At 44.5% G+C, this 11,405-nt stretch carries 9 protein-coding genes; 5 read left to right on the plus strand and 4 right to left on the minus strand.

Features of this window, described 5'->3' with window-relative positions; genetic code table 11:
- Nucleotides 1-68: 68 nt before the first annotated feature.
- The 3 genes from lolE to lolC are packed head-to-tail and all read right to left on the minus strand — an operon-like array spanning nt 69 to nt 3,222.
- Nucleotides 69-1,310: a lipoprotein-releasing ABC transporter permease subunit LolE gene (gene lolE, locus CW749_RS24635; protein ID WP_101115117.1), complete on the minus strand. Its 1,242-nt coding sequence runs from the start codon at nt 1,308-1,310 to the stop codon at nt 69-71.
- Nucleotides 1,311-1,322: 12 nt separating this feature from the next.
- Complete coding sequence (gene lolD, locus CW749_RS24640; protein ID WP_101115118.1) at nt 1,323-2,021, minus strand: lipoprotein-releasing ABC transporter ATP-binding protein LolD; 699 nt, start codon at nt 2,019-2,021, stop codon at nt 1,323-1,325.
- Nucleotides 2,014-3,222, minus strand: a complete 1,209-nt coding sequence (lolC, locus tag CW749_RS24645; RefSeq protein ID WP_101115119.1) for a lipoprotein-releasing ABC transporter permease subunit LolC — start codon at nt 3,220-3,222, stop codon at nt 2,014-2,016. The genes lolD and lolC overlap by 8 nt, the downstream gene beginning before the upstream one ends.
- Before the next feature lie 177 nt (nt 3,223-3,399).
- On the opposite strand from lolC, the gene CW749_RS24650 reads away from it, so the two are divergent.
- The 4 genes from CW749_RS24650 to CW749_RS24665 all read left to right on the plus strand — a co-directional run bounded on the left by CW749_RS24650 (nt 3,400) and on the right by CW749_RS24665 (nt 8,863).
- Entirely contained in the window at nt 3,400-3,969 is a 570-nt protein-coding gene (locus CW749_RS24650; RefSeq protein ID WP_101115120.1) for a PilZ domain-containing protein, read from the plus strand.
- 5 nt (nt 3,970-3,974) lie between these two features.
- Nucleotides 3,975-7,433 carry a transcription-repair coupling factor gene (gene mfd, locus CW749_RS24655; RefSeq protein ID WP_101115121.1) on the plus strand — a complete coding sequence of 1,153 codons (3,459 nt, stop codon included), beginning with the start codon at nt 3,975-3,977 and terminating at the stop codon, nt 7,431-7,433.
- A gap of 80 nt (nt 7,434-7,513) precedes the next feature.
- A complete protein-coding gene (locus CW749_RS24660; RefSeq protein WP_101115122.1) occupies nt 7,514-8,278 on the plus strand; it encodes a peptidoglycan binding protein CsiV in 765 nt (254 codons plus the stop codon).
- A 39-nt stretch (nt 8,279-8,317) separates the two neighbouring features.
- Nucleotides 8,318-8,863, plus strand: a complete 546-nt coding sequence (locus tag CW749_RS24665) for a GNAT family protein (RefSeq protein WP_101115123.1) — start codon at nt 8,318-8,320, stop codon at nt 8,861-8,863.
- A 120-nt stretch (nt 8,864-8,983) separates the two neighbouring features.
- Here CW749_RS24665 and CW749_RS24670 read toward each other — a convergent pair whose 3' ends face one another.
- On the minus strand, nt 8,984-10,273 hold the full coding sequence (locus CW749_RS24670; RefSeq protein WP_101115124.1) for an NAD(P)/FAD-dependent oxidoreductase: 1,290 nt from the start codon (nt 10,271-10,273) through the stop codon (nt 8,984-8,986).
- Between the two features lie 522 nt (nt 10,274-10,795).
- On the opposite strand from CW749_RS24670, the gene CW749_RS24675 reads away from it, so the two are divergent.
- Complete coding sequence (locus CW749_RS24675; protein ID WP_101115125.1) at nt 10,796-11,278, plus strand: prepilin-type N-terminal cleavage/methylation domain-containing protein; 483 nt, start codon at nt 10,796-10,798, stop codon at nt 11,276-11,278.
- The last annotated feature ends 127 nt before the right edge of the window (nt 11,279-11,405 follow it).

An 11,405-nucleotide genomic window follows, 5' to 3' on the forward strand; every position in this document is an offset into this window, starting at 1 on the left:
GACCTTAACTGATCGGCATTACTCACATTGAGCCCTTTTAATTTCGTTACTTTCCAATTCAAATCGGGTTATTTACCACTTAGCACTTTCGCTGGGTTTGTTTGACTGGCTCTAGATGCAGGATAAAGCGTAGCGAATAGGCTTAAGATAACTGCGGTGCCAGAAACCAGCGCTACGTCTTGCCAAATAATCTCGGAGGGTAAGAAGTCGATAAAATAGATATCTCCCGACAAGAATTGATGGCCAACGAGACTTTCAAGCCCTTTAATTAAAACGGTCAAATTACTCGAAACGAGCACCCCTAAAGCACTGCCAGCAAGGCTTCCCGTTATTCCAGAAAACACACCTTGCCAAACAAAAGTACGACGAATAAGTCCATCCGTCGCACCCATCGTTTTTAGAATGGCAATTTCTGAAAGCCTGTCTTTTACCGCCATCATCAGAGTGGACACGATATTGAAACAAGCAACGCTGATCACCAATACCATTACTAGATACATGATAGTTCTAACCAGTTGTATATCTCGGTACAAGAAGCCAAACTTTTGCTGCCAGCTTTTTAGGTACACCTTTACTTGCAGCGTGTTACCCGCTTCTCGCACAATCATTTGAGCATTAAGGACATCGGTCGTTTTAATGGAAACACCCGTAACACCTTCAGTAATATCAGAGTATTTCTGTGCATCCTCTAAAGGCAGCAATACCAGCCCATGATCGATTTGACCACCTAAGGACAGAAGCCCAACGATTTTCAAGCGAACACGCTTTGGAGAGCGTACTTTCAGTGAATTACTCGTTTGAGGAATCAACAAAGTAATGCTCTCACCCAGCGTTACTCCAAGATGATCGGCAATCCCCTTTCCTAATATCACTTGATTACTGCCGGAGCGAAAATTCTGCCAGGCTTCCTCACCAATGTACTCAGATAGGTTCGACACTCGTGATTCCAATTGAGGGTCGACGCCTCTTATCTCCACTGCCTTTAGTGTTTGCCCTTTCTCCGCTAAACCAGTTAGCCGAATATAGGGGGCAGCAGCGATCACTTTTTCATGCTCTTCTGCTGTTCTCGCGACAGTTTGCCAATCTGAAATAGGAGTATTAAACCCTTCAAACTCACCATGAGGTATAACCGCAAGCACACGATTTTCAAGTTCGCGTTCAAAACCGTTCATCGCAGATAAACCGATAAGCACAACAGCCACACCGACAGCAATACCGATCGTAGAAGACAAAGAGATAAACGAAACTAATTTGTTCCGTTGTTTTGCACGGCTAAAGCGGCTTCCAATAAGTAAGGAAAGAGAAAACATCTGGTCAGCCTCTTAGTGCGCTGCGCGCATTTCATTTTCGTGAACTAGTAGCCCATCTTGCATGTGCAGCTTTCGGTCCATCTTGTCAGCAAGTTCATTGTCATGAGTAACAACAAGAAATGCCGTACCAGACTCTCGATTTAATTCACGCATAAGGTCATAAATAGCCAAAGCCGTTGTGTGGTCTAGGTTACCAGTTGGTTCATCGGCAAGTACCAGTGCTGGCTCATTCACTAAAGCCCTAGCGATAGCCACTCTTTGCCGCTCACCACCAGAAAGTTCCGCAGGTCGGTGCGCCAACCTATGTGCTAACCCGACTTTAGTGAGCAAGCTCTCTGCTTTTGATTTCGCCAGCTTTGGGGATGAGCCGCCAATCATAAGAGGCATAGCGACGTTTTCAACGGCGGTAAAATCAGCTAGGAGGTGATGAAATTGATACACAAAACCAATGTGTTGGTTACGCAGCTTCGCTTGCTGATTGCTCGATAACGCCTTTAGGCTTTGGTCTTGAAACGACACTTCTCCCTCAGAAGCATCATCTAGAGCTCCTAGAACATGCAGTAAAGTGCTTTTTCCAGACCCAGAAGAACCCACAATAGAGACCAGTTCTCCCGCGTCCAACTCAAAGCTCACCCCTTTCAAAACTTCGGTTTCTACACTCCCTTCGCGATAGGTTTTACAGACAGAATCACAAAGAAGTAATTTACTCATAACGAAGTGCCTCAGCAGGTTTGACGGACGAAGCCCGATAAGAAGGATACAACGTGGCAACAATACTCAATGCCACTGCAAGTATGATGATGGTGAAAACTTGCGAATAATTGATAAGAACAGGCAGTTCACCACCGACGGCAAACAAACTCAAATTAAACGTTTCTAATACACCGTTTATGTTTGTCGCAAGCGCTATGCCTAACAAGCCCCCCACCAAAGAGCCAATAATTCCGCTACTCGCACCTTGAACAACAAAGACGGTCATTACCTGAAAATTGGATAATCCCTGCGTTTTTAGAATGGCGACTTCAGCTTGTTTCTCCATTACCACCATAATCAACGCAGAAATAATATTAAATGCCGCAACAGCAACAATAAGCCCTAGCATCAGGCCCATCATATTTTTTTCCATCTTAACGGCTTGGAATAGCTCACCTCTTTGCTCGCGCCAATCGCTCCATTTCCACCCACTAGGTAGTGAGAGCGAGGCATATTCTGACACGATGAACGGATCATCAAAACTCAGTCTCCAACCCGTAATCGTGTCGGAAGAATATCGAAGCAGGCGACCAGCATCATTAATATTCGCAACCATCAACTGTGCATCCACATCGGATCCCGTATTAAATACGCCGGCCACAGTAAAATTTCTTTGGCTAGGAATTCGTCCTAAAGGAGTGAATCGGCTCGCACCTGTCACCATGATCCTCACTTTATCGCCAACCCTCGCTTTTAATTGACGAGCCAAGGTATGCCCCAAAAATACTCGGTACTCCCCCTGCTCCAACTGCTCTAGTTTTCCACCAAGCAAATGTTTTCCTATGGGATCATTTAACGCAGGGTCAATGCCTAACAGCATACCAGCACTTAACTGAACAGGGCTTTGTATAACCGCTTCAGACCGAACAATAGGGGAAGGATTGGAAGATAATGAATACTGAGACAGAAATTCTGGTGGCGCATCAGTTTTTTCCGCTTTTCCGGAATCCTGACTAATAACAGCATGAGGTAATACCCCCAAGATTCGTCCTTTCAATTGCCCTTCAAATCCATTCATTACGGATGTGACCGTAATTAACGCCAGAACACCAATCGTTATGCCAGCTGTCGACATAAAAGAAACAAAGCGACTGAAGCGATCTCCTGACCTTCCGCGCAAATAACGCAACCCGATGTAAATTGAAATGGGATGGAACATATTAAGGGAACCTTGATAAATCTCTGGTCGGTAATGTAACGAGAAAGACACTGATTTAGTAGTCTTTACTGAGATTTGCAGAATTAAATTGACGAAAAAACGACATATACGAGGGGTTTTCTTGATTCATACGCCTACATGACGATAATCAAAAGGTTAACAGAAAGGAATTGCCGTATGAGCCAGCAAGAGTATTTTACCGTCCAACATGGTCTATCAGTCAACATTGAACCGCTAGAATCCGAATTCATTTTACCGGATTTAGAGCAGTTTGTTACTGAGATCCCGGCACCTTTCTTGGTCGCAAGCGAATTCAGTTCCCTCGACACCGTAACGGAGAAAGCCATTGGAGAACTCCGCAGTAGCGACCTATCTCATGTCGTTCAATTGCTAGAAACTCAGAACAGCAAGCTGAATTTATTACTCACCTATATGCTTTCTCAACAAAATGACCCTGCATTCAGCCATACCACGACTTCTTTTGGCGCTAGCCAGTTCACGTACTTCTCTAAAAATGCATTACCGTTAGGGCGACAGGTACGAACCAAAATTTTTCTGGAATTTCCAGCAGCAGCCATTTACTGTTACGGCGAAGTCGTGGAGTGTGAAGAGAATGAGCAATCCCATAAAATCACGATATCATTCTCTCTCTTGCGTGAAGAAGATCAGGATTTGCTGATCAAAGCCGCACTTCATCAACAACAAAAACTACTAAGACAACGTTCACTGGAACGTGACCGAAAATAAACGTTATGCCTAATTCAAATCTTCTTTCTCTGGCGTTACCAAGTAACGCGGGAGATAAAAAGCACGTCGGTAACCTCAAAGGTTCGGCACTATCGATCGCGATCGCACAGCTTGCAGAGCAACATCAAGGGCACCTGTTACTTGTTGTCCCAGACCCACAATTAGCGCTCAAGCTTTCCGCTGAGGTCGAACAATTTTCACAGCGAGATGTCCACCTGTTTCCCGATTGGGAGACATTGCCTTATGATAATTTTTCACCACATCAGGACATCATTTCTGACAGAATCGCGCACCTTTATCAAATGCCGAGTCAAAGCGATGGCATCACTGTCATCCCCGTAAGTACCCTGCTCCAACGCCAGTCTCCTCGTAGTTTCTTACTTCAACACACATTGATGGTGAAGAGTGGAGATAATTATTCACTGGATGCATTGCGCCTTCAATTGGAGAAATCTGGTTATAGGCATGTGGACCAAGTGTTTGGTCCGGGTGAATACGCAAGCCGTGGCTCAATCATCGACTTGTACCCTACCGGGGCAAGTGACCCTTATCGAATTGATTTTTTCGATGACGAAATAGACAGTATTCGCACTTTCGATCCTGAAAATCAACGTTCAATCGACGACATTCAAGAGATTCGGCTGCTACCTGCTCACGAATTCCCTACTACCGAACAAGCCATTGAGGACTTTCGTGGGCGCTGGCGCCAGAAATTTGAGGCTCGCCGAGAACCCGAATCCATTTACATGCAAATCAGTAAAGGGACATGGCCAGCCGGTATTGAATATTGGCAGCCGCTGTTCTTTGAAGAAACAGAGACGCTGTTCGATTACCTTCCTGACAATACGCTACTTGTTACCGTCGGTGACTTAGACAGCGCAGTAGACACATTTCTAACGGATGTGGATTACCGATTTGATCAACGTAAAGTCGATCCACTTCGTCCTTTGCTTGAGCCTGAAGCTCTATGGCTTAAAAAAGATGAATTGTACACTCGCTTCAAGTCACTACCTCAATCGCTGCTTAGTATCGAAGCCATTTCAGAAAAAGCAGGTCGCTCAAACGAAAATATATGCGCCCTGCCTGAATTGCACGTTCAGCACCAACACAAAGAACCTATGGCATTGCTTCGCAAGTTCATTGAACAATTCAGCGGTCAGGTTGTGTTTTCGGTTGAATCCGAAGGTAGACGCGAAGCTTTGTTAGAACTGCTGCAACGAATCAAGCTAAAACCCGTCGAGCATAATCATCTTACTCATGCCATCGAGTCTAAAGACAAAGCCACATTGATTCTCGGTGCTGCCGAGCATGGTTTCATCCATGAATCCGCCAATCTCGCGATAATTTGCGAAAGTGATTTACTCGGCGATCGAGTAATTCAAAGGCGTAAAAAAGATCGCAAAGCGGTCAATTCCGATACCGTTATCCGCCATTTAGCAGAGCTGAAACCGGGTCAGCCCGTCGTTCATTTGGATCACGGTATTGGTCGCTATACTGGGCTTCAAACCCTTGAAGCGGGTGGTATGCAAACGGAATACGTCACGCTCGAATATCAAAACGGTGCAAAGCTTTACGTTCCGGTATCTTCACTCAACCTAATCAGCCGATATTCAGGTGGTGCAGAAGACAGTGCACCTCTGCACAAGCTTGGTGGAGAAGCGTGGGCAAAAGCGCGAAGAAAAGCAGCGGAAAAAGTTCGTGATGTCGCTGCTGAACTATTGGATGTATACGCCAAGCGTGAGCTCAAACCTGGCTTCAAATTCAAGCTAGATAGAGAGCAATACGCTACCTTCAAAGCAAGTTTTCCTTTTGAAGAAACCGATGACCAAGCAATGGCTATTAACGCCGTACTGTCTGATATGTGCCAAGCGAAAGCGATGGACAGATTGGTCTGTGGCGATGTAGGTTTCGGAAAAACGGAAGTGGCGATGCGTGCCGCATTTGTCTCTACCGACAACAGCAAGCAAGTCGCAGTGCTCGTTCCGACGACCTTATTGGCTCAACAGCACTTTGAAAATTTCCGAGACCGCTTTGCTAACCTCCCCATTCGCGTGGAAGTGCTATCTCGCTTCAAATCAGCGAAAGAACAAAAGCAAATACTTATCGATGTCGAAGAAGGCAAAGTCGATATCATTATTGGCACTCACAAACTCCTCCAAAACGACATCAAGTTCCGAGACTTAGGCTTGCTCGTTGTTGATGAAGAGCATCGCTTTGGTGTGCGCCAAAAGGAAAAAGTAAAAGCCATGCGTGCCGATGTGGATATATTAACGCTTACCGCAACGCCTATTCCTAGAACACTGAATATGGCAATGAGTGGTATGCGTGATCTTTCTATCATTGCAACCCCACCCGCGCGCAGACTGGCGATTAAAACATTTGTACGCGAGCGAGAAGATAGCGTGACGCGAGAAGCGGTACTGCGTGAAATCATGCGTGGTGGACAGGTTTACTTCCTGCACAATCAGGTTGAAACCATCGATAAAGTCGCAGCTGATCTTGAAAAGCTGATCCCAGAAGCTCGAATTACCGTCGCTCATGGTCAAATGAGAGAAAGAGAGCTGGAACGTATCATGAATGATTTCTATCATCAGCGTTTCAACCTTCTCGTCTGTACGACCATCATCGAAACGGGTATCGATGTACCAACGGCAAACACCATAATCATGGATAGAGCAGACAATCTTGGTTTGGCACAGTTGCACCAATTAAGAGGACGTGTTGGTCGTTCACACCATCAAGCCTACGCCTATTTGCTCACACCACATCCAAAAGCCATGACAAAGGATGCCATTAAACGGTTAGACGCAATCGCATCACTTGAAGACTTAGGTGCTGGCTTTACTCTCGCCACGCACGACTTAGAGATTCGTGGTGCTGGTGAACTATTGGGTGATGATCAGAGTGGTCAGATTCAATCCGTTGGCTTTACCCTTTACATGGAAATGCTAGAACAAGCGGTAGAAGCACTAAAAGAAGGGAAAGAGCCATCTCTGGATGAACTTCTCCGAGATCAAACCGAAGTGGAACTGCGCTTACCTGCGCTATTGCCCGATGAATACATCCCTGACATCAACACACGTTTATCGATGTACAAACGCATTGCAAGTGTGAGTACAGAGAATGAATTGGCAGAAATGAAAGTCGAACTCATCGATAGATTTGGTACGCTTCCCGATGCCGCTAAGAACTTACTGGCAATAAGCGAAGTGAAGCTGACAGCTGGCAAAATGCACATCAAGAAAATCGAAGCACATGCTAAAGGTGGATTTATTGAATTTTATCCTACCGCTGACATTAACCCTGCATTTCTTGTTAAATTGCTGCAATCAGCACCGCAAAAATATGGAATGGAAGGTCCAACCAAGCTGAAGTTTGCGATACCATTAACAGATCGCCGTGAAAGAGTGCGTTTTATTAACGACTTACTTCAACAGTTTGCTGAGAATCGCCTGCCAAGTTAAACCGTAATTTGGTACGCTTACCGAATGCCTATTTACAGCCAAAGAGTGGCACGCCGCCGCTCTTATCTGACGGAGCAACAATGAAAAAACTGATCCCATTACTGCTGTGCCTGTTTTCATTTGAATCTATGGCAGCCCGACAATTTGATATAGAAGTCATTTTGTTTAAACGCGCAGTGGATCCCGAAATTCTGAACGAAGCTTGGCCCAATCAAAACCCTCAAGTTAATTTGGAGGGTACTTATTCTTTCCAAGATTCAGAGGGCATGCGTCGTAAAGGGGCCGCCTTGCTGCCCAAATCAAGCTACGCGCTCAACGCCCAATACAACGCATTAAGAAAACACGCGGCATTTACCCCTCTTCTTCATGTTGCTTGGCGACAAGGAGACAGAGGCAGTCACAGTGCGCCAGTATTTAAAATTAACGCGGGCAAAGATTATTCTCAGCAGTTCGATGAAACAGGCAAAGCTCGTACGAAAAACCAGTTAGTTGCAGATTTAGGTGATGGGATTACCGAAGAAACCCATTTCCAACCAAACTATGAACTGGAAGGAAAACTTCAAGTTTACGTACAGCACTACCTATTTGCAGACATTAAACTTGATTTAAAAAAGCCAAGTATTCGTGATGTAACATTCGAAGAAAAAGCTCTAGAGCTAACACCCGAAGAAGGTAACGATACTGTTCAAGTTGGTAACTTGGAGTCCGTTTCCCCAACATTGCAAGTTGAAGAGTTCCTTAAGTCTTACCGCATGGACCAGAAGCGACGTATGCGCAGCACAGAAACCCACTATTTGGATCACCCATTAATGGGCATGATAATTCAAGTTCGTCGTGTTGATTAAGCCCGACGTATTGATTAAGTCATTTGGTCTCTACTGACTATGCACTTTTCACCTGATTTTTGCATCATCACTAAACGACTCGTACTTCGTTTGATTAAAAATGAAGAAGTTGGGTCGTTTACGCAAGCGATTCAAACCTCCCCATCTCTCCATCAATGGCTCGACTGGTGCGACAGCGATTTTTCGACGGAAGACGGTTATGACTTCCTCATAGCCAATCGACTGAACTGGTTAAAAGGTCTGGCTTTTGGCTTCGGTGTCTTTGATAAGGAGACTAACCAATTTATGGGGATGGTCGCTCTTACCGAACGCTATTTATCTTTCAATATGGGGTGTTTGGGCTATTGGATTTCTGATTCACATCAACATCAAGGTTATGGGAAGGAAGCGCTAGAGGCTTTAATTGAATGCTGTTTTAGTAAGATGAAACTGACTCGGCTAGAAATTGTGTGTGACCCTGAGAACATCATCAGCCACAAAATTGCTGAAAAGTGCGGAGCCATCTGCGAGGGAGTTGCACGAAACCGTTTCGTTCATAACGGTAAACCCAAAGATGGCATCGTATATTCGATCATTCCTGAATAACGACTTTTTTCTGAGTATTCGTCGCAGCTGAAAATGGTTGGATCAGTCTCGAAAAAATATGAATTTCAAACAGAAAGGGCTCATACGAGCCCTTTTTATTGAATAGCAAAAAACACTGAATTAATGCAATTTTAAGTTTGGACGCAACACGCGATTAATTCGACCAACGAGCATCATAAGCCCCGTTTTAATCACACCGTGTAAGGCCATTTGGTGCATTCTGTACAATGATATGTAAACCACCCGGGCAATCCTACCCTCAACCATCATTGAGCCTTTGGTGAGGTTACCCATCAAGCTACCTACTGTAGAGAATCGGCTCAACGAAACCAGTGAACCATGGTCTTTGTATATGTATGGCTTAATATCACGTCCGTTCAATTTCGCCACAATATTGGTAAACGCTTGGCTTGCCATTTGGTGGGCAGCTTGCGCACGTGGTGGCACGAACTTCCCATCAGCTTGCGTACATTGCGCAAGATCGCCGATAACAAAAATGTCATCATCACGCGTAGTTTGGAGTGTGTCTTTAACGACCAATTGATTTATACGGTTTGTTTCCAATCCAGCGATGTCTTTAATAAAATCCGGTGCTTTGATTCCCGCAGCCCAAACCATAATCTGAGCATGAATTTTCTCGCCATCCTTGGTCGTTAAACCGTCTTTGTCGGCTTGAGTTACCATCGTTGCCGTACGCACATTAACACCAAGCTTGGTTAACTCTTGATGCGCTGCGGCTGAAATGCGAGGTGGTAATGCTGGAAGAATTCGCTCACCCGCTTCAACAAGGTTTACATTGAGTTTGCTAGAGTCCAAATCACCAAAACCGTAAGTTCGGAGTTCTTTGACAGCATTGTGAAGTTCGGCAGAGAGCTCTACACCCGTTGCACCAGCACCAACAATCGCAATATCAACCGTGCCTTGCCCGTTTTTCGCATGTAGCTTCAAGAACTCATTGTTCATTTCAGTGCGGAAACGGTGAGCTTGCTCTGGGCTATCAAGGAAAATACAGTTGTCTCGAACACCTGGTGTGTTGAAATCATTTGAGGTAGAACCGATTGCCATAACAAGAATATCGTACTCAAGTTCTCGCTCCGGCATCAAAAGCTCATCTTGCTCATCTCGAAGCTCGGTTAAGAAAATAACCTTACGCTCTCGATCAATGTTTTTTAGGCTGCCCATTTGAAAATCAAAGTGATGATTTTTAGCATGAGCTCGATAGCTCAATGCATCGACACCTTCATCCAAAGAACCCGTTGCCACTTCATGCAACAAAGGTTTCCACAAATGGCTGGCTTTACGGTCTACCAAAGTCACGTTTGCACGCCCTTTTCGACCCAAAGTCCGCCCTAGCTTGGTTGCAAGTTCAAGTCCACCTGCGCCACCGCCTACAACTATAATACGCGTCACAACGACACTCCTATGTAATATGAAAAATATTTGCTCCCGCTGATAAAACAGCCAAAGCATTGAATTCTTTTGGGCTTGTATTGAAGCCTCATATCAACGAAGTGAAGGGAACCTAAGGAATCACAATTTGGAACAAAGTGTGCTCTAGCACATATATATTGGGCAAGTTTCTTACTCGCTCTCAAATTTTTTTGATATTTATCAAAAATATCTTTAAAAATCATTATAAAGCCCCGCACCAACTTGGCAACTTATGTTTGTAAGAAATCCTTTGTTTTCAGACTAATTGACGAGTTTTTGAGCCGTTAGATATCATCCTTTATGTGGTAGTACTCCATAGGAATTGGTTAGGCATAAGTCTTTCATGCCTTTGACCACTGTAGAGGAAAGAAACTTAAGTGAGCATTAACTTAATATATCGATGCTTTCGTTTAACCTTTACACTCGCTCGCCACAATAAGCTTCTGTACGGTAGGCAACAAATTTTGAACATTCCAGAGTTTATACAAATTGAGTACGAATATGCAGCGAGGGTTTACTCTTCTCGAAATGATTGTTGTCATCGCGATTTTGGGTGTTCTGGCATCAGTAGCGACACCTAGATTTATTGAAGTTATCGATACATCAAAAACAAGTGTTATTGAAAGTGCTGGTAGTGCCGTGCGTAGCGCGAACACATTTGTGCGAGGTATCGCCCTCACCGAGAATATTCATTTAATCTCCGATGCAACAATCGAGGTTGAAGGAAAGGAGCTAAACATTACAAAAGGGAATATTGTCACAACTTCCGACAACTTAAAAAACGCCATCGACACGTCAATTACAATGACGGATTACGTACCTCGCGGAGAGGTTAACGGTAAGAATGGGGTTATATTCCACTTTGGGCTGAAAGACGACAATGTCGATAGTATTAGAGCCAAAGGGTGCTATCTAGATGTAAGGAATAACTCGCTGGGCTACATCGAATATTCATCAAAGACTTGCAAAAACGGTATGAATTAAGTGTATTAGTTCCGACTAGATCTGACACTTCAATTTGAAATGAAGAGAGTTACCCACTTTGATTAAAGGTGCTGAGTCACTAATCAAAGACAATAAGAGGTAACTCTCATGCTTCATACTAGCAACC

It is taken from the genome of Vibrio sp. vnigr-6D03 (assembly GCF_002835515.1).
Lineage (GTDB): Bacteria > Pseudomonadota > Gammaproteobacteria > Enterobacterales > Vibrionaceae > Vibrio > Vibrio penaeicida.

Excerpts from the sequence above, each read along its gene's own strand:
- lolC (WP_101115119.1), bottom strand. The coding sequence starts at position 3,222 with ATGTTCCATCCCATTTCAATTTACATCGGGTTGCGTTATTTGCGCGGA.
- mfd (WP_101115121.1), top strand. The coding sequence starts at position 3,975 with ATGCCTAATTCAAATCTTCTTTCTCTGGCGTTACCAAGTAACGCGGGA.
- CW749_RS24650 (WP_101115120.1), top strand. The coding sequence starts at position 3,400 with ATGAGCCAGCAAGAGTATTTTACCGTCCAACATGGTCTATCAGTCAAC.
- lolE (WP_101115117.1), bottom strand. The coding sequence starts at position 1,310 with ATGTTTTCTCTTTCCTTACTTATTGGAAGCCGCTTTAGCCGTGCAAAA.
- CW749_RS24675 (WP_101115125.1), top strand. The coding sequence starts at position 10,796 with ATGCAGCGAGGGTTTACTCTTCTCGAAATGATTGTTGTCATCGCGATT.
- CW749_RS24660 (WP_101115122.1), top strand. The coding sequence starts at position 7,514 with ATGAAAAAACTGATCCCATTACTGCTGTGCCTGTTTTCATTTGAATCT.
- lolD (WP_101115118.1), bottom strand. The coding sequence starts at position 2,021 with ATGAGTAAATTACTTCTTTGTGATTCTGTCTGTAAAACCTATCGCGAA.
- CW749_RS24665 (WP_101115123.1), top strand. The coding sequence starts at position 8,318 with ATGCACTTTTCACCTGATTTTTGCATCATCACTAAACGACTCGTACTT.